The following is a 16,951-nucleotide window of genomic DNA, read 5'->3' as shown; positions in this document are numbered from 1 at the left end:
TCATCCGGAGAGAGGTTTCAGGTCACACGTCGCGCAGACGAAGCCGCGGCCGAAGTGCGAGTAGTCGTTCACGTTGACGACGGTGTACGTGCGCCCGGCCCATACGACTTCGTCGGCGTCATGGCCGGCGCTGCCGTCCATCAGCCGGAACATCGTGTGCAGCGTGATCGAGCCGATGATCCGGCTACCGTCGGCGTTCCGGTGCAGGATGTCGCCCTTGTCGCTCGTCACGACCGCGGCGAACGGGGTTGGCGTCGGTGTGTTCTGCCCGCGCCCGTGCGCGTCGACGGTCTGCGTCATGCGATTGCAGAGCAGGCCGGTGTCCATGAAATCGGGATCGAGCAGGACGTCGGTAACGTCGAGGAAAGCCATGCGCTACCCCTTCTTGCGGATCACGTACGTGATCGAATTGCGGTACTGGCCGGTGTCGACCAGCGTGTTCTCGCGCGTAACGCCGCGGCGGCGCCGCGCTTCGAGCGTCGATTCAGCGAGTTCGGGAGCGATATTGCTGTTGACCTTCGCGCGCACTGAGTTCTGCGCCGCGATGCCGGCCATGTTGAGCCGGCGCTGGACCTGTTCGAGGTCGCCGTCGAGCGCTGCTTCGACGCCCTTCTGGAGCTGCGGCTCGAACTTCGGTCGCGCGTCCTGCACGCCTGGCACGAGGTGCGGGCGGGCGGGGATGTTGTTCGCTGGGGATCCAGTCTCCTGGATATAGCCGATCTCCGCATTGCTGAGCGGCTCGCCATCGTCCTTGCGGCCGGCCGTGCTATCGGGCACGCCGACGAGCACTTCCTGCTTCACGAGACCGGCGATCGACTTCAGCACCTCGTCGAGGCGGTCGACCTTCATGCTGCCCATGGAATTCTCCCAATGGGCAGCGGCGGCGCTACAGCTGCATGCCGCCCGCGCCCATCATCATCGCGAGGCTGAGATAACGGATTCCGTACATGGTGCTGTTCCAGAATCCACCGTCCTTGATGGCGACGGCCGCCGTGTCGTAGCTGGCGCTGACCTTGTCAACGGATTTCGCCGACTGCGGCCCGGTCACCTGCCCGGGCACCGCGCCGACGGCGGCCGCGTTCTGGTCGCGCATCGACAGCGCGACATGGTGAGCGGTACAGAGCCCGATGCCGATGTCGGTCAGCTCCTGCCAGCGCTCCGGATTCACGAGCGACACGGATACGGTCAACCAGATCTCGATGACCGCATCGGGGTACAGCGTCGAATTCTCGAATTCGGGAAACGTCTGGCGGAACTGAGCGATGTCCACGGGTCACCTTCGGTTGGAGATGGCGGGCGCGCCGGTGACGCCCCGCCTGCGGCCATTATGCCTGCTTGCCGCCCTGCTTCTGGCCGCCGGTCGCTTTCTGCGATGCCGCCTCGGCGGCGGCAGCCTGAGCAGCCTCGAACGCTGCGACGTTCGACGCATGCTCCAGCTCGCGCGCGGCGATCGAGCCCTCCCGCGCGTCGAGTTCGGCGGCACGCGCGTCGATGCCCTTCGACATCGCATCGAGCTCGGCGCGCTGCTCGGCCAGGCGGCCGCCCTCTGCTTCGAGTTCGGCCCGCGCCGCGGCGAGCGCGGCCGTCATCTCGCCGCCGCTCGGCGCGGCCAGCACGTCGCCCGGGTCGCCGAGATGGTGCTTCACATACCAGTTGTCAGCGACGGCATCGTCGACCGTGTGCATGCCGACCGGGAAGTCGGTGTGCTTGCCGTCGGCGCCGAGCAGCTTGAACGCCTTCGCTACGTAGATTTTCGTCTTCGCCATGATGTCCCCTTACACGCCGTCGCGGTAGCCGATCGTTTCCGGATACACGACTTCGACGACACCGAGCCGGCCGAAATACGTCGTGAGCTGGCGGATGTCGCGGTACTCGAGCGGCGTGCGCTGCAGCGGCACGAGCGGGAAGCGCACGCGATTCTTGTCCTTCGTGTACGCAACCATGCGGTTCGTGTTGCTCGCGCCGCGGTTCGTGAGCCACTTCGACGGGTAGATCTCGAGCGGACGGCCGTTGATCGCGTTCGACAGCGAGTTGTTCTTCAGGAACTGCAGGATGCTGATGTTGCCCGCGCTGCTCACGATTTCCGAGTTCAAGCGCGAGAAGTTGAGCGGGTCGATCAGCAGGCGCTCCGGGCACACGGCATAGGCCGACGCTGCCCAGACGCTGTTGAGCAGCTCGTTCACGTCCGCCAGCATCTGCGCCGGCGTCGCGCTGCCCCAGTTGCCGGTGATCGCGTTGCTGGTGTTGGTCACCGTCGCGGCGTTCACGAGCCCCGTCACCCCGAGGATCGGATCGCCGATGTACACCTGCTCGTCGACGTCCATGTTGTGCTTCAGCTGCATGCCCTCGAACTTCTGCTGGTCGACCGGGCGGCCGAGCTTCTGCGCGGATTCGAGTTCCGGGATCGTCCAGCCGATCTGCATGCCCCAGAGGGTCAGCGGGTTCGGAGTCTTGCCGATATCCAGCGACAGGCCGGCGATCGCGCTCGCGTCCTTGCCGATCCACGACTTGCCGTTCGGCGATGCGCCGCCGGCGGCCGCGAACGTCGAGTTCGTGAACGACGACACCTCGTCGGCGATCGACACGTCCTCCCGGAGGTCGATGTCGCGCGACCAGGTGACCGACGCGAGCGGCATGTGCAGCGTCTGGTCGAGCCGTTCCAGCTCGCCAACGAGGAACGAGCCGGTGCTGTCGATCGTCGCCGCATCGAACGTCATCAGCGCGTCGCGCGTGCGTGCGCGGATGATCGCCGGCGCGCCGACGATGGCGATGCCCGCCGCGCGGGCGAGCAGCGTTTTGTTGTGAGTCGTCATGTCGGCTCCCTTAGATGTTGTAGGCGATTTCGACGTTGCCGGCGGCATCGGCCGCCGCCATGAACGTCGCGCCGGCGATGGCGATCGTGTTGGTGCTGTCGGCCGCCGCTTCGATACCGCCGATCGGCTTGCCGGCCGCTGCTGCGGCGACGCGCACATAGACCTGGCCGTTCAGCGCGGCGACGCCGGCGTTCAGCTGGACGGTCATGTAGCCGCGACGCATCACGTCGGCCGGTCCGGTGGTCGGAGGCGTCGACGTGCCGACGGGGTCCTGCGAGCTCTGCGTCGGGAACGGACGCACGAGCAGGCCGTAGACGGCCGTGGCGACGTCACCTGCGCCGATCGGCACGAACTTGCCGTTCGCGATCTTGCCGAACAGGCCGTATGCCGAGAACGGCTTCGTCGAATCGAAGAATCCGGTTTCGACGGTGGCCTGCGACTGCCGGCTGATGTCGCCGGGAATGCCCGAAGGCATGCGAAACAGAATTGCGTTGCCCATGTGGCACTCTCCTTATTGGCCGGCCCGCTTGGACCAGAATTCCGCGTTGCGCTTGTTGATGTCGGCGATCGTGGTTGCCTTGCCGAAATCACGCGTGTTGACCTTGCCGCTCGAGGCGCCGGCGTTGTTCTTCGCCCGCATCAGCTCGGCCGCGCCGGTGAAGATCGTGTCGACGACGCGCGCCGGCATGGTGTCGAAGTCCGGCGCGCGGCCGCCGAGGAACGGCGCGATCGCGGCGCGCCCGGCATCCGTCTCGTACGCCTGGTCGAGCGCCTTGCGCTGGCAGCGGCAGAGCGCGGCCGCGCGGTCCTTCGTCTTCAGGCCGTCGAGCGTCGGGAGCTTCACGCCCGGCGCGAGGATCTCGGCGCGCGCCGGGATCAGGCGCGCGGAGTCGCCGGTGTACAGGTCGACGCCCGACTGATCGAGGCGGCCAGCGGTTTCTGCCTCGATGACCGTATCGGTCGTCTCGTCGATTTCGTCCTCTTCCTCGTCGTCGTCCTCGGTTTCGCGCTCGCGGTCGGCATCGCGCGCTTCGATGCGCGCCATGCGGCGATCGAGCGAGCGCAGCGTCTTCAGGATCGCTGCCGTGTCGCCAGTGCGCCCTTCGCGTTCGCTGGCTTCGCGCCGCTCGTGCTCTTCTTCGGACTCTTCGTCCATGGCTTCCTGGCCTTCCTTGAGCGCTTCCTCGACGCCGGCTTCGTCCTTGGCCTTCATGGACTTCATCAGGCGATCGAGCCACGCCGGCCGGCGCTGGGGCTTCGTGGTCGGCTTGCTGTCTTTCGTCTTCATCTCGGGTTCCTTATCGCCGATCGCGCAGCGCGGGCCGCAGCGGCCGCGAGGGACGATGGCTACGTGGTTGACAACGATGTTCCGCTGTACCCCGCGGCCGGGTGATACCTGTTCGTAGTCGGCCTCGTAACCGAGGCTGACCTCTTCGATTTCTTCGTCCTGCACCGCGTCGATCGCGTCCTGCGAGGTGATCAGCAGATCGGCGACGATCAGGTCGTTCTCGATGCCGTCGCCGCGGCGGATGTTCAGCATCACGCCCTTGCCAAGCGCGGAGAACGTCGCGGGCGTGACGAAATCGTCAGGATGATCGAGCGTCACCGGCTTGCCGGCGCAGCTCGCGAGCGTCGCGTCGCGGAACACTTCCTCCGGCGTGCGGCTGATACGGATCAGCCCATCCGGGCCGGCCTCGATCGGCACTTCGCCGGCGGCGTACAGCATCTCGCCCGTGCGCGCGACCGGAACGTCCTCGCACAGCAGGAAGCCCTCGGGCGTGAGCGAACGCTTCGGCCCGAGCTTCTGTACGGTGTAGAAGCGCATGTCAGTCCTCGGAAATAATCGGTTCGGCCCAGCACCGGCAGTTCCAAATCTGCCCAGGGTGGAACCGCATGACGCGGCCGTTTTCGTCGACCTCCGGCGGGTCGCTCCAGGCGCAGACCTTGCCCTCCATCGCGCGGTGACCGGCGCGCACGTCGCTGTCGCCGCTGGTGCGCCAGATGTAGTGCGTGCTGCCAATGGATAGCGCGCGGGCCTCCGTCAGCGACGTCGCCGCGCGAGAAACCTCTGTGCGCGCGATCAAGTCTGCGCGGCTCTTCGCCACCTCGCCGGAACGCTGAATCTCCTTCGAGATCGCAGCCGCGCGCGTGCTGTCCTCGAGCGCCTCGATCGTGAGCCGGTGAACGCGCTCGGCAGCATCGAGCGGGATCGACTTGATCAGCGTCACCTGCTCGGCCATCAGCGCGCGCATCGTCTCGCCAGTCGGCGCTCGCCGCAGCTCGTCGCGCAGCGCGCGCGACATTTCCTGCGCGTTCTGCATCCACGCCTGCTCGTCGCGCCGATTCAGGTCTTCCAACATCCGCGCGGCGGTCGCCTCGGCCCACGGAGTGAGCGCCTCGGCATACCGCCTAAGCAGCTGCTCGATCGTCGGCGCCGCGGCGGGATCGCCAGGCGGAAAGCCATCGACCAACGCGCCCACCTGCTGCGCGATCTTGCGCAACTGCGTTCCGTACCGACGCTCCGGGCCGCTGAGACGCACCGGGTTTTGGCGGCGCTTGCGATCCGTCGTTCGGGTCATCAACATCGGGTGGAAGCTCCGTTTCGGGCGCGGGCGGCGGCTGGTCCTCAGCCTCCTTGATCTCTTCGTCGGTGATCGACGAGAACACGCCGGTGTGGTGGCTCGACGCGCGCAGTTCCTTCATGCCGCCGGCCGGCGTCAGCAGACTTGCATCGACCGCCTTCGTTACCGCATCGGTGATCGTGTTGGCCGTCGTCGCCTTCTGCTCGTCGGTCATCTGCCAGAGCGAACGGAAGTCGTACGAGAATCCCTCGGGCGGCTTCGTACCGAGCACCGAACGGAACATCACCTCGAACAGCACATTCAGCGCGCGGCGCAGCCGGCGCTCCTGCTGCTGCTTGATGTTGTCGTAGTAGGTGCGCAGGTCCGACTCGCCGGTCGAGTTCAGGCCGGCCGGCGATTGACCGAGCAGCCGCACGAGCGGGATCTGCAGCGCGCCGGCGAGCTGCTGCGCGAACTGCAGCAGCACGGCATCGAGGCCGGTGAAACCGTACTGGTCGACCTGCATCTCGTCGTCGGCATCGACAAGCGACAGCCCTTCGTTGGACTGGAATCGCCGGATCATGTCGACGTTCTTCAGCAGCGCCTCCAGCGCCGGCCCTCCCGCGGCTAGGATCTTGCGCAGATCCTTGACCTTGAACGTGCGCAGGTGCGCCTTGAACACGAGCTGCGCGGCGCCCATCGTCGTGCTGTCGAACGCGACGAGTCGGTCGATCAGACGCTCAATGACGGACTGGCCCCACAGGTTCTCGGCGATCTTCTGCCAGTACGGCAGCGTGACGCCGTCGAAGCGCAGCACGCGGCTGTAGTGGATTCGCTGGCGCGGCAGCGCCATCGAGTCGGCGACGACGTCGTAGAACTTCGGCATACCGAGGTCCGGCCCCGGCTCGGTGACGAGATCGTTCAGTGTCGGCTGCACGAGCCAGCGGTCGAGCACGCAGAGACCCTTGAACTGACCCTCCGCGATCGTGTCGAGCCGCAGCGGCTTCGACGCGTCCTGGCCGTCGATCATCATCACCGCGATCGCCCCGCCGTACAGCCGAGCCCACTTGATCGTGTCGCACAGGCTGTCCCAGATCGCGAGGTTCTCGAACTCCTGGTTCAGCTTGTCCTTGTCCTCTGGCGCGATGTCGGAGCCGATCTCGACGCCCATGCGGGTCATGTCTTCGGCGACGACGTCGACGGCCTGGCCGACGATCCATGACGACCGGTACATCGCCTCCATCTGCACGCGGTTGCGCGAGATGAAGTCGAACCCGTACTGGTAGGCAGATGCCTGATTCGGCGTGCCGAGACCGACACGCGCTTCGAAGTTCTGGAAGCTGTCCGGCGTCATCCACCGTTTCGCGTTGGCGGAATCCGAGGCCATGGCGCGGTATTGCCGCTGCTCGGCCTTGCGTTGCTTTCGATTCATCCTGCCAACCTTGTCCAGATGTCCAGTGATCCAGCGTCTGGCGGGAAGCACATTACAAAGGCGTCAGCCAAGTTCGGAGACGCAACGTCGCGCTTGGCGAGATCCTTCTTGCTTTCCACCTTGACGCGGCCGTTTTGGTCGTAATCGCGCTTGGGCGTCGATAGTTCGTCGATCAGCCTGTCAAGGTAAGGCGTGTCGCTACTAATGCTGATCAGCTGGTCATCGGAGAATTTCTCGCCGCGACGCACGGCATTGAATGTGTTCCGGAAACGATCGGCCACCAGCCACCATGCCTGTGCCTTGATGTTGGAGAACATGTCTCCGTTCGTTATGTTTGGCTGATATTCGCGGTCGGGCTCCCAGACAGCGCCGCCGGCGTTGAACTTTTCGTACTGGACCATGAAGCTCTGGCCTTCAGCACGACGCACCTCGTTGATCTCACTGAATTTCGCACCGCACCCGGCACCGACACCGATGGAGTCGTATGTGATCGCTGCGCCTCGCTCTTTCGCGACGTTGTAGGTGCGCTTGCAAGATTCTAGGAGCTCGTCCTCTCCGGCCTTCCATTCGTCCGCCCAATCAACCACCGAACCGTGCACCGAGACGTTTGCGCACTTATCGGCGCCGCTATCAGCAACGTCAAAACCGATTCGTTTCGCGCCGCTCGCGGCGAAGCCCAGAGTTTTGTGGGCATCGATCGCGGCCATGATCCAGGTCCGCTTGATGATCGAATCATCATCGTCGTCGCGCGGAACCCCGAGATAAACGTGCTCGTAGTCCCCGTAATCCTCTTTCTTCGCCGCCTCGATGATCTCGAGCATCGTGTCGGAGAGAAACGGGTTCTCCGTGTAGTTGATCTGTCTGACGACAGTCTTCGGCGGTGGATTCGTCACGAACCGCCGATAAACGAAATCCGTCGATAGCTTCGGGTTGAAGATGATCCAGAACTGCGAGCCAGACTTTCGAAGCGTCGGGTTAAGGATCTCCCATTGAGCTTCAGTGAGGTTGTGCGCCTCCTCGATCCAGCACACGTCGATGCCTTCCATCGACTTGATTTCGTCGATAGAGCGCCATAACCCGTAGAAGAGGAACTCGCTACCCGTCGCGACGTTGATGATCTTGTCGCGCTGGATATCGAAGCGATGCTGCAGTCCGAACCGCTCGATCTGCACCTTCAGGAGCGAGTAGACCGACTCAGCGATCTTGTTCTGGAACTGCCGGACGCAGAGAAAGCGGATCTTGTACGTGTTCGTCAGAAACACGGCGAAGCCTGCAGCATCCCACGACTTCGAACTTGCCCGGCCGCCATGCAGCACGCGATTGCGCGCGGGTGCCGTCCAGAACTTGCGCAGCGCCGGATTAAGCGTCGCCCTCTTCGTCTGATCCTGCATAGAAGTGATCCAGCCCTGCGGGCGCTTCAGTTCCGCCGCCGTCGTGCGCGCCAGCGATGCCGTACGCTTCGCGCTCCAGACCGATCAGGGTCTTGAGGGTTTCGGACAGCTGCTTCATGCTGCTGACCCGGCCTGCGCTGGAGATGACCTTCTGGTAAAGGTCGTTTCGCTTGTCATTGCCGCGCTCATCCGGCGAGCGAAGCATTTCGCCCAATTGCTCGAACAGCTCACGGTTCTCGGTGACGCATTCCAGTTCCGCGAGAAGCGCCATCGCCAAGCGGCGGGAGCGCGCGATATCGGAGCGATGCGCCAGCCGGATGTTCGCGATGACCTCGGCGTTTCCCTCGACGATCACCCGGTCGGTTACCGCCCGCTCGGTGGTAACCTCACTGGTAACCGTGCGCGTGGTAACCAGCGCCTCAGCCTTTGCCTGTATGCGTTTGGCGAGATCGCGATCCCATCCGTCGCGCTTGGCGCGCTTCGAAATGGCGGCATGCGAAATCCCCTGGGATGCGGCAATCTCCCGCACCGACAGCAAGCCGGCCCGGTAGTCAGCCTCGATGCGCTCCCAGTCCGGCGCCGCTTTTTTTGGCTGCGCCATGTCGTTTCACCTGAAAAATTCTCGCCGGTCTATTCCCGGCTGCCATCCGCATTGCGCGGCGAGCGGGGATCACGGCACCGGAACGGGCCGCGGCGGGATGTCGAACAACGCTTCGGCAGCTCGGCGCGCATCGCTCATTTCCGGCCGCTCGGTGCGCCGGCGCTTCGTGCGCGCTTTAGCCTCCTGCTTTGCCTCCAGCACCAGCATCGGATCGCGGTACATGCGGGATTCGAGGATTCTGAAAGGCATGCTTGCACTCCACTGCCGCAGAAAGGAAAAAGCCCGGACTAGCCGGGCGAATCGCACTGGATAGTGCGGTGGAGACATCGAGGAAACGAAAAAGCCCGCTGGCTTTTGGCTCAGCGGGCTTTGGACGCATGTATCACGTGTATCGAATATCGATGATTATTGTGCATGAAATGCACATCGTCAAGTGGTTTCGCTCTCCTTCAACAATCCAATCTCGTTCAGCTTCCTATCAATCTCGCGCCATGCAACCTCCGCGACGCCCACGGATTCCCCCTTCCGATCGCCCTCGATCCAGAGCCGCACGGCCGCGTTCTGCTTGCTCACGGTGTTCCGATGCGCCTCGCATTCGTCGGCGATCTCCGACAAATCACACTTCACGCCGAACAACCGCTCGATGATCGCGCGGCGTACGCGGTAGTGCGAAAAGCCCGAGCAGTAGGCGGCGGATGCGCGCGTTAGCCAGCCGATAGCCGCCTGCCATTCGAGATTCGGCATACTTCCGCTGCAGCATGACGAGCCGCAGGAGCACGGCAGAACATGTGGCGCGGCGCGCGCGACGATCACCGACAGATGCAGCTCGGGCAGCGTTTCCAGCTCGCGCCGGATCATGCCCGCCTGACCCGCGCCGACGAGCCCGATCAGCCCCATCCCATCGCCGCCAATCTCACCGCGCATGCGCTTCGCCATGATCGTCTCGCCGTACTGTTGCGACGAGTAGCAGAGCGCAAAGCGCACTGCGTCGAATGCTGACTTGAATTCGATGTTGTCGCTCATGCCGCCTCCCGCTTCATTCTCCGAACCTCGGCACGGTAATAGGCTTTCATTTCTTGAATCTCCTGAACGGTGAGCTTCTTCGGAACATGCGGGCCTTCCAGCCACTCGACGCGCGCGGCGCCGATTTTCTTGATCAGGTTGCTGCGGTACGGAATGAGGTTCCCCGAAAGGTGCGTGTTGCATGGCGCGCACTGCAGATGCACGTTGTCCGGCTCGAACCGAAGCGCCGGCTCAGATCCGACAGAGCGATAGTGTCCGGCGTGCCACTGGCCTTGATGGAAGCGGCCGCATGAAATGCAGGGCAGCCCGGCATCGCGAGCGCGAATCCACCGGTTGAACACCGCCTGCAACTCCCGCAGGTGCGTGCCGCGCGTCTTCGCCTTCTCCAGCGCCTCACGCAGCGACTTACGCTCCGCGCGCTGCGCTCGGGCTGCCTTCCGCGCCTTCTCCTTCTCGGTCAGCGCGATTGCGCAGGCCGGCGAGCAGACTTTCTGCATGGAGCGCGCCGGCGTGAAAACGATGCCGCACTCGCGGCACTTCTTCGGCTTGAGCGTCGCGCGCATCAGCAAAATTCCACCCCCAGCTCGGCCGATGCGTACACCTGAATCTGGTTCAGGTACTCCGAGAACTCGCCGACGGTCATCTGCGTGGTCGACTTGCGGCGCAGGATGATCTCGCCGTCGGGCAGCACGAGCTCGTCGCATACGCCGAACTTGCGCGCGAAATATTCGTGCCAGGCATCCTTGTCGAACTGCCTCCCTTCGATCCATGCCTGCTCGGCGATCGCCTTCAGGATGGCGCCCCAGTACAGCCGGTTCTGAGGCGCGTTCCGCTGCTTCTCCTCGGCCGTCACGATCACGCGCAGCGGCTCGCCGCGTTCGGCGAAGGCCTGAGCATTGGCCCGAACGAATGCGACGACGTGCGCCCAGATGCCGCCATCGCGAAGGGTGAACTCGCGGTAAAGGGCGGCGGTCATGCTGCAGCCTCATTCGTCAAAGCACCCAGCGCCGCATCCCGAATCGTCTGATATTCGCGCCGCAGCTCGGGCGACTGGCACGCGCCGATGACCTTGAACCCGGCCGACGACACGATCGCATCACGCGCGCAGCGCACGACCTCGGACGGCAGCGCCGCCCCGCTGGCCGACTTGCCGCGCATCAGCAGCTTGAACGCCCATTCGGCCGTGGGCTCGCGGCGCATGACGCGCTCTTGCACGCGCCGGATCGCACCGAGATTCGCCTCGACGGTCGCGCGATCGGCCGGGCGCTCATCAGCGAGCCGCGGCGTTGTGGACGCCGCCTGCTCGCTGCGCGCCTGCCGGCAGAGCGATACGAACTCGGGCAGCGTCGGCGGCTTCGGCAGTGCGGTCAGGTTGTCGCTCCCTGCCTTGAGCTGGTCGCGCGATAGCTTGCCGAGCTCGATCGCCCATGCCCGCTGCACCTCGACCACGTTCACGCCGTTCCACATCGACGCGAAGCGCGAGCCGTAGAACGCGGCCATCTTCGAAAACAGCGCCTCGACCCAGTGCTGCGGGAGCGCGTCAAGCGGCCAGTCCGGACGCTTAAACGTCGATGGTTCGGTCATCTGGTTCATGGCTTCGATTCCTTCCGGTGAGTGCTGCGATCGTGCTGGCGTTCTGGTCGCTCCAGGTCGGCTGAGGGGACGCGCGGGCCGGCGGCTTCGCGGCATCTCGAGTCCAGCGTTCAGCGATCGACAGCACGAAACCGGGCTTGATGCGGCCAGTCGGATCGGATGCCTTTGCCTCTGCGCAAGCCGCCTCGATCGTTTCCACGGTGACGCCCGCCTCTGCTGCAGCGACGATTCGCGGATCGCCCGGCTGGGCCTCGATCGAATTCCTTCGCATCGCAGCGGATAGTTCGGACGGACGCGCTTTTTCAATCGCGCTCGCGCGAGGTTCACCTACGTCCGTCTTAGTACCCTCGGTTTTAAGTTCTTCTCTTCTCTTCTCTTCTCTAGCTAACGCACCTGTAACGCCGGACTCGTCGTTCTGTAACGCTCCCTGCGTTACATCAGCGTTACTTCTATGCATCGCAACGCGCTTTCCGGTCTGGGCGCGCTTCTTGGCCGACGTCCCGTTGTGCTCGTTGAACCGAATGAGACGGATGCCGCCTTCGATTTCCTCGATCCAGCCAATGTCGCGCAGCGCGGTGCCGAGATTCGGAACGCCGGTTTTGCGGGCGATGGCGGCCAAGGTGAGCCCGTGCATCTCACCATCGGCAGAATGGTCATCAGCCGTGGCCCAGAGCCAGTACAGGCCGCCGATCACTGCCGCTTCGCTGCATCCGGTGAGGTCGCACAGGTTCGAAACCCGCGGGTCGTCCCACAGGTTCGTGCGCATCTTGATCCAGTCGCCGGCCATGCTTACCTCGCGCCCGTTACGCTGAAGGGTATGGAAATGTGGGTCATGCCACGTCCAATACGAAGCCGGGCTGCCGCAAGCGATCGCGCTGCAACTGCTCGTAGTCGGGGTTCAGCTCGCAGCCGAGGAAGCGGCGGCCGAGCCGCTGCGCCACTTGGCCCGTCGTGCCGCTGCCGAAGAACGGATCGAACACGACGTCGCCCGGCCGGCTGCCGGCGAGTACGCACGGTTCGACCAGCGCCTCGGGGAAGGTCGCAAAGTGCGCCGCGGCATATGCCTGCGTAGGAATCGTCCAGACCGATCGCCGGTTCGCTCCATCCTTCGGCTGATAGTCGGCCGGTGCCGACGCGCCTTTCTGCCGACCGTCTCGGTGAAACGCGCCGTGCGCGCCGGCGCCGGTATCCCATCCGTCTGGCACCTTGTAGCGATCGCGCCGCTTGTAATCCATCGTCTCGAACGACTGCGCCTTCGTCTCGCCGCTGTATGGCGTGCGAATGGCATCGGCATCGAAGTAGTAGCGCTCGCTCTTGCTGAGTAAGAACAGGTACTCGTGCGCTTTCGTGCAGCGATCGCGCACGCTCTCCGGCATGGGGTTCGGCTTGTGCCAGATAATGTCTTGGCGCAGATACCAGCCGGCGTCCTGCAGCGCGAACGCGAGGCGCCACGGCTGGCCGACGAGATCCTTCGGCTTCAGCCCCTCGACACGCACGTCCGAGCGCGGTACCGGCGCATCGTCGCGGCGGCGGCTGGCCGTCATCGCGCGCGCCTCGGTGGCCGCCTGCGACGGGCCCCACGGGGCGCCGCGCGACCCCGCGTAGCTGTCGCCCATGTTCAGCCACAGCGTGCCGTCGTCGGTGAGCAGCTTGCGCGCGAGCTCGAACACGACGACCAGCGTTTCGATGAACTCGCGCAGCGTCGGCTCCTGGCCGATCTCGCGATGCTTGTCCGGGTGGCCGCCGGGAAGGTACGAGCGGAGGCCCCAGTACGGCGGCGACGTCACGATCGTCTGCACGCGCACGCCGTCGGCTATCATCGCGCGCATCAGTTCGCGGCAGTCGCCGCGGTGAGAGTGGTCGATCCAGTTCATACCCCACCCCCATACACGCCAAACGCGAACGCGATCAGCGTGCGCACCCACATGTCGATGAAGAAGTCGATCACGGCCGATCCTCCTGAATGCGCTGCTGGCGACGCGTTTCGAGATACTTGAGCGCCATGCTTTCCAGCGCGGTGAGCTCGTGCGGGTCGACCACCATCGAGCCCATGGGAACGACCTGCAACCCAAATGCAGCGAGCAGCTTCGACCAGTCATCGAGCTCGTCTTTCAAAGCGCGGCTCACGGTGCTCGCAGAGACGCCCATGCAATCTGCTGCATGGGCCTGCGTGACGCATGCAACCGCACGCAAGATTTCCGAACGATTGCGTGCACCGAGCATGCGTGTGTTTTCGATTTCTTCAGAGGAAACTGTTTCGACGGTACTCATGCAGGCACCTGAGCAAGTTGGAGCGACAGCGGCATGCCGTCACGCTCGTTCGGGTAGATTTCCGGACAGAGCTGGTGCGGCGTCTTGCGCCAGCCGGTTTGCTCGGCCAGCCACAAAACCCGGCCCGGCGGAATGCTGCGCCGCCACTTGCTGATCGCCCACGGGCGAACGTTGAGAAGGCGCGCGACAGCGCTATCGCCGCCGAGCAGATCAAGCGCCTCGGCAACGTTCGGATTGGGGGTTTGATTGAGCGTGTCCATGCGCCGCAGAGTACTACTTAAAGTAGATTTCCGCAAGGACGAAAAGTAGAAATGACGCCGACCCCTACGATTGATAGACTTCTACCCATGGTAGAAAGCAAACAACTCCCGATCCGGTACCCCGAATTCGCGGCCCGGCTGTCGCAGGCAATGGCAGCCGTCCCGATCGAGGTTCAGGGGATCGTCGACTTCTTCAAGGCGCGTGGCGAGAAGATCACCTACGAGATGGTGCGCCGCTACACGCTTGGGCAGGCTATGCCGCGCCAGGAAAAGCTGAGTCTGATCGCCGAGGCGGTCGGGCGCAGCGCATCCGAGCTGGTATATGGCGCCAGCGAAAAACCATCAGGGAAGTACGCGCTTCCCGAAGATCAGGGCAATGTCCTTGTATGGGAGCACCCGGACGACCTGCCGCCAGACGATAATCGCGTCTGGCTGGACACATACGATTACAGATTCAGTGCGGGGACTGGTTTGATTCAGTGGGAAGTGCGGCAGAAGAAGGCTTTACCGTTCGACATCGGCTTTTTCCGGGCGCTCGGATCGAAGCCCAAGGATTGCAAGCTCGTGCGCGTGCACGGCGACAGCATGGAGCCGTACCTTTTCGATCGCGACATGATCATGGTCGACACGGCCAAGAACATCATCCGCGACGGCAAGGTGTACGCGATCTACTTCGCCGACGAGCCGCTCGTGAAGCAGATCTTCAAGGAAGCCGGCGGCGCCATCACGCTTCACTCGATCAACTCTGGGAAATACCCGGACAAGACGATCAGCCCCGAGCACCTCGATTCGGTGTCGATCATGGGCGAAGTGATCTATCGTTCCGGCTCCGGCTGGGCCGGCGGCAACTGAGCCGCCATGAAGCGCTTCGCCTGCCTCGCTGCAGCTTTCTGGATTCTCGGTGCGCGCGCCGAGCCGGTTCCGGATGACGTCGCGGCGAAATGCACCGACTCCGCGTCCGCCTTCAGTTTCGCGGCGACGTTCCGTGACACCGGGATCTCGCCTCAGGACACTCTCACGCGCATGAAAGCGCCGGCTTTCCGCCGCGGCTTCCCTGATGGCGCACTGAAGGAGATCATCAACCTGGTCTACTTCGATCCGGTTCTATCCAGATGGCCCGCCGACCGGGTCTATTCCGCTGTCGCGCGAGACTGCATGGCGCCCCAGAAGCAGTTCGCGCCGCTCCAATAGCATCCCGCCGACCACCTCGACAAACCCGCTTCGGCGGGTTTTTTTACGTCCATCGACAGCCGCCTCTACTTTCGCGCGCAAAATTTCTACTTTTAGTTGTTGACATCCCGCCTACTTAAAGTAGAATTCCCATCAACGCAGCACACAACGCGCTGCGCCGCCGCCCCGGCGGCCAATCCGGGAAGCATCAGAAGCAATGCGCATGGCCGCGCATACCAAATCGCCCGTGAAGCCTGCCCGCGTGAGAAGGGAATGCCTAGCCCAGGCTGCAACTGGGTGGACCGGATGAACCGGCGAAGGAGCCGGGGACGCGACAGAGCCGATTGGGGCGCCGTGCTTCGGCGCGGCGCCCCGCAACACCGCCTTGATGAGCGGACATGCAACCCCAGCGTATCCGCCCATCAGTGCAGTCATTAACGCCGGCCATGTCTCCCGGCAAACCTGTTAGGAGTGCATATGCTCAACCCTCGATTAACCGAGCGAGCGGCCGAGTTCTGGACCGATCGCCAGCTGCAACAGTTCAACGATGCGGCCGACGCCGAAGCCGAGCGCGCCGAGCTTGTCGCGCAAATCGCGAAGGAACGCCTGAAGGCGAAGATCGCGGCGCTGTCGGACGACGACCTGATCGGCGGCATGCACAGCGTCACGCAAAAGAAGCACGGCGCAGCACTGCGCGCCGCGTTCCGCGAATCGCCGGAAGCCCTAGGTGATCTGGTGATGTCGATCATCGTGCACGCGATGAGCGAGGACGCGGAGATCGAGGCCGAGCGCTCGCTCGACAGCGACCGGCCGCGATTCGCCAATGTCGGTTGTTCCGCGTGCGGCCAGAAGTTCGGGCCGGGCAGAGCCGGATTCAGCCATTGCGCTGACCATGCCGGCCGCCGCGTCCGCCTCTTTGACGAGTCCTGACATGCCCACCATCCAATTCGTCGTCGTCGGCACTCTCGCGGTGCTCGTACTGACGCTCGTGATTCTCGCGGCCGGGGCGATCAAGCGCCGCGGCAAACGCTGACCATTCGCTCCCGCCCTGCGGGCAATCACACCACACCGAGGATAGACCATGCCGAACTGGGTAACCAACAAAGTATCCGCGCCGAGCCACGTAATTGCAGCGATCGTGAGCTCGGACGATGGGCGCGTCGACTTCGCACGCATTGTGAAATTCGAAGGTGAGTTTCCGTGGGACGGGATCTATGCCGATGCTGAAACGATGGCGGAAGTCGTCGTTGGAACTCCTCTTAGCTCGAATCCGTTGCTTGATTCGCTGGAAGCTGCGAACCGTGCGCGCGCCGACATCAAGAAGCTGAACGACGAATCGTTCGAGCAGTTCATCCAGATGCTGCGCAACTTCCGAAAGGTCGGATTCCTTCACTCGATGGACTTCGCCCGCGCGAAGTGGGGGACGAAGTGGAATGCCTGCGACTCGTCCGCCGACATCGAGGCCGGGACCGCTGAATTCGACACCGCGTGGAGCTGTCCCGTGCCGATCTTCGAAGCCCTGTCGCGCAAGTTCCCGGAAGACGTGATCACCGTCACGTACGCGGACGAAGACATCGGCAGCAATTGCGGCACGTTCCGCATGCGCAACGGCGAAGAAATCAGCAGCGAGATCGCGCCCTCGTGGCGCGACATGACGGATGCAGAGCGCGCGAAATGGAAGGCTTTCGCATGCGAAGTCACTGGCCGCGATCCGAAGGACTACGAGGACGAGGAAGCCTGACATGAACGAGATCAAGCACACGCCGGGGCCGTGGGAAACGAACGGCCTGCGCATCTGGGCGAAGGTGATGTTCAGTGATTCGCAAGCGCTCGAAC

The 16,951-nt window shown here is 63.9% G+C and carries 24 protein-coding genes; 4 read left to right on the top strand and 20 right to left on the bottom strand.

From position 1 onward, the window contains the following. From DFS13_RS08055 to DFS13_RS07960, 20 genes are all read right to left on the bottom strand, one after another. Nucleotides 1–372, bottom strand: a complete 372-nt coding sequence (locus DFS13_RS08055; protein WP_111441572.1) for a hypothetical protein — start codon at nucleotides 370–372, stop codon at nucleotides 1–3. A 3-nt stretch (nucleotides 373–375) separates the two neighbouring features. Then, nucleotides 376–858, bottom strand: coding sequence for a hypothetical protein (locus tag DFS13_RS08050; RefSeq protein ID WP_111441571.1), 483 nt, complete (start codon nucleotides 856–858; stop codon nucleotides 376–378). Nucleotides 859–886: 28 nt separating this feature from the next. Beyond that, nucleotides 887–1,270: a DUF4054 domain-containing protein gene (locus tag DFS13_RS08045; RefSeq protein WP_111441570.1), complete on the bottom strand. Its 384-nt coding sequence runs from the start codon at nucleotides 1,268–1,270 to the stop codon at nucleotides 887–889. Nucleotides 1,271–1,325: 55 nt separating this feature from the next. Further along, on the bottom strand, nucleotides 1,326–1,766 hold the full coding sequence (locus DFS13_RS08040; RefSeq protein ID WP_111441569.1) for a hypothetical protein: 441 nt from the start codon (nucleotides 1,764–1,766) through the stop codon (nucleotides 1,326–1,328). 9 nt (nucleotides 1,767–1,775) lie between these two features. Further along, the gene (locus DFS13_RS08035) at nucleotides 1,776–2,813 is read right to left on the bottom strand and encodes a DUF2184 domain-containing protein (RefSeq protein ID WP_111441568.1); all 1,038 of its coding nucleotides are present in this window, start codon (nucleotides 2,811–2,813) and stop codon (nucleotides 1,776–1,778) included. Between the two features lie 10 nt (nucleotides 2,814–2,823). After that, complete coding sequence (locus DFS13_RS08030; protein WP_111441567.1) at nucleotides 2,824–3,312, bottom strand: hypothetical protein; 489 nt, start codon at nucleotides 3,310–3,312, stop codon at nucleotides 2,824–2,826. Nucleotides 3,313–3,324: 12 nt separating this feature from the next. After that, a complete protein-coding gene (locus DFS13_RS08025) occupies nucleotides 3,325–4,638 on the bottom strand; it encodes a DUF2213 domain-containing protein (RefSeq protein WP_111441566.1) in 1,314 nt (437 codons plus the stop codon). Between the two features lies 1 nt (nucleotide 4,639). Then, nucleotides 4,640–5,314 (bottom strand): phage minor head protein, encoded by a 675-nt coding sequence (locus DFS13_RS08020; protein ID WP_249206011.1) that lies wholly within the window; start codon nucleotides 5,312–5,314, stop codon nucleotides 4,640–4,642. Continuing rightward, nucleotides 5,223–6,806, bottom strand: a complete 1,584-nt coding sequence (locus DFS13_RS08015) for a DUF1073 domain-containing protein (RefSeq protein WP_111441565.1) — start codon at nucleotides 6,804–6,806, stop codon at nucleotides 5,223–5,225. The genes DFS13_RS08020 and DFS13_RS08015 overlap by 92 nt, the downstream gene beginning before the upstream one ends. Continuing rightward, a complete protein-coding gene (locus tag DFS13_RS08010) occupies nucleotides 6,803–8,197 on the bottom strand; it encodes a PBSX family phage terminase large subunit (protein WP_111441564.1) in 1,395 nt (464 codons plus the stop codon). The genes DFS13_RS08015 and DFS13_RS08010 overlap by 4 nt, the downstream gene beginning before the upstream one ends. Then, entirely contained in the window at nucleotides 8,166–8,798 is a 633-nt protein-coding gene (locus DFS13_RS08005) for a hypothetical protein (protein WP_059475986.1), read from the bottom strand. The genes DFS13_RS08010 and DFS13_RS08005 overlap by 32 nt, the downstream gene beginning before the upstream one ends. A gap of 69 nt (nucleotides 8,799–8,867) precedes the next feature. Continuing rightward, nucleotides 8,868–9,020 carry a hypothetical protein gene (locus tag DFS13_RS08000; protein ID WP_258399994.1) on the bottom strand — a complete coding sequence of 51 codons (153 nt, stop codon included), beginning with the start codon at nucleotides 9,018–9,020 and terminating at the stop codon, nucleotides 8,868–8,870. 207 nt (nucleotides 9,021–9,227) lie between these two features. Next, nucleotides 9,228–9,821, bottom strand: a complete 594-nt coding sequence (locus DFS13_RS07995) for a DNA-binding protein (RefSeq protein WP_111441562.1) — start codon at nucleotides 9,819–9,821, stop codon at nucleotides 9,228–9,230. Beyond that, nucleotides 9,818–10,384: a recombination protein NinG gene (locus tag DFS13_RS07990; RefSeq protein WP_181461606.1), complete on the bottom strand. Its 567-nt coding sequence runs from the start codon at nucleotides 10,382–10,384 to the stop codon at nucleotides 9,818–9,820. The genes DFS13_RS07995 and DFS13_RS07990 overlap by 4 nt, the downstream gene beginning before the upstream one ends. Beyond that, nucleotides 10,384–10,797: a recombination protein NinB gene (locus tag DFS13_RS07985; protein ID WP_111441560.1), complete on the bottom strand. Its 414-nt coding sequence runs from the start codon at nucleotides 10,795–10,797 to the stop codon at nucleotides 10,384–10,386. Before DFS13_RS07985 ends, DFS13_RS07990 begins: the two co-directional genes overlap by 1 nt. Next, on the bottom strand, nucleotides 10,794–11,414 hold the full coding sequence (locus tag DFS13_RS07980) for a hypothetical protein (protein WP_111441559.1): 621 nt from the start codon (nucleotides 11,412–11,414) through the stop codon (nucleotides 10,794–10,796). Before DFS13_RS07980 ends, DFS13_RS07985 begins: the two co-directional genes overlap by 4 nt. Beyond that, nucleotides 11,383–12,201, bottom strand: coding sequence for a hypothetical protein (locus DFS13_RS07975; RefSeq protein ID WP_111441558.1), 819 nt, complete (start codon nucleotides 12,199–12,201; stop codon nucleotides 11,383–11,385). The genes DFS13_RS07980 and DFS13_RS07975 overlap by 32 nt, the downstream gene beginning before the upstream one ends. A 43-nt stretch (nucleotides 12,202–12,244) precedes the next feature. Beyond that, nucleotides 12,245–13,288: a site-specific DNA-methyltransferase gene (locus DFS13_RS07970; RefSeq protein WP_111441557.1), complete on the bottom strand. Its 1,044-nt coding sequence runs from the start codon at nucleotides 13,286–13,288 to the stop codon at nucleotides 12,245–12,247. Between the two features lie 70 nt (nucleotides 13,289–13,358). Further along, the gene (locus DFS13_RS07965) at nucleotides 13,359–13,685 is read right to left on the bottom strand and encodes a CII family transcriptional regulator (protein ID WP_111441556.1); all 327 of its coding nucleotides are present in this window, start codon (nucleotides 13,683–13,685) and stop codon (nucleotides 13,359–13,361) included. Then, complete coding sequence (locus DFS13_RS07960; RefSeq protein WP_111441555.1) at nucleotides 13,682–13,945, bottom strand: YdaS family helix-turn-helix protein; 264 nt, start codon at nucleotides 13,943–13,945, stop codon at nucleotides 13,682–13,684. The genes DFS13_RS07965 and DFS13_RS07960 overlap by 4 nt, the downstream gene beginning before the upstream one ends. Nucleotides 13,946–13,996: 51 nt before the next feature. Between DFS13_RS07960 and DFS13_RS40770 the strand changes: the two genes are divergently transcribed. From DFS13_RS40770 to DFS13_RS07940, 4 genes are all read left to right on the top strand, one after another. After that, complete coding sequence (locus DFS13_RS40770) at nucleotides 13,997–14,797, top strand: S24 family peptidase (RefSeq protein ID WP_249206012.1); 801 nt, start codon at nucleotides 13,997–13,999, stop codon at nucleotides 14,795–14,797. A gap of 6 nt (nucleotides 14,798–14,803) precedes the next feature. After that, nucleotides 14,804–15,136, top strand: a complete 333-nt coding sequence (locus tag DFS13_RS07950; RefSeq protein ID WP_111441554.1) for a hypothetical protein — start codon at nucleotides 14,804–14,806, stop codon at nucleotides 15,134–15,136. A gap of 456 nt (nucleotides 15,137–15,592) precedes the next feature. Next, nucleotides 15,593–16,045 (top strand): hypothetical protein, encoded by a 453-nt coding sequence (locus tag DFS13_RS07945; protein ID WP_111441553.1) that lies wholly within the window; start codon nucleotides 15,593–15,595, stop codon nucleotides 16,043–16,045. Nucleotides 16,046–16,196: 151 nt separating this feature from the next. Then, a complete protein-coding gene (locus DFS13_RS07940) occupies nucleotides 16,197–16,856 on the top strand; it encodes a hypothetical protein (RefSeq protein ID WP_111441552.1) in 660 nt (219 codons plus the stop codon). The last annotated feature ends 95 nt before the right edge of the window (nucleotides 16,857–16,951 follow it).

It is taken from the genome of Burkholderia sp. 28_3, from assembly GCF_003253915.1.
GTDB lineage: Bacteria > Pseudomonadota > Gammaproteobacteria > Burkholderiales > Burkholderiaceae > Burkholderia > Burkholderia cenocepacia.
The sequence above is the reverse complement of the archived record's forward strand: the minus strand, read 5'-3'. Positions and strand labels throughout refer to the sequence as shown.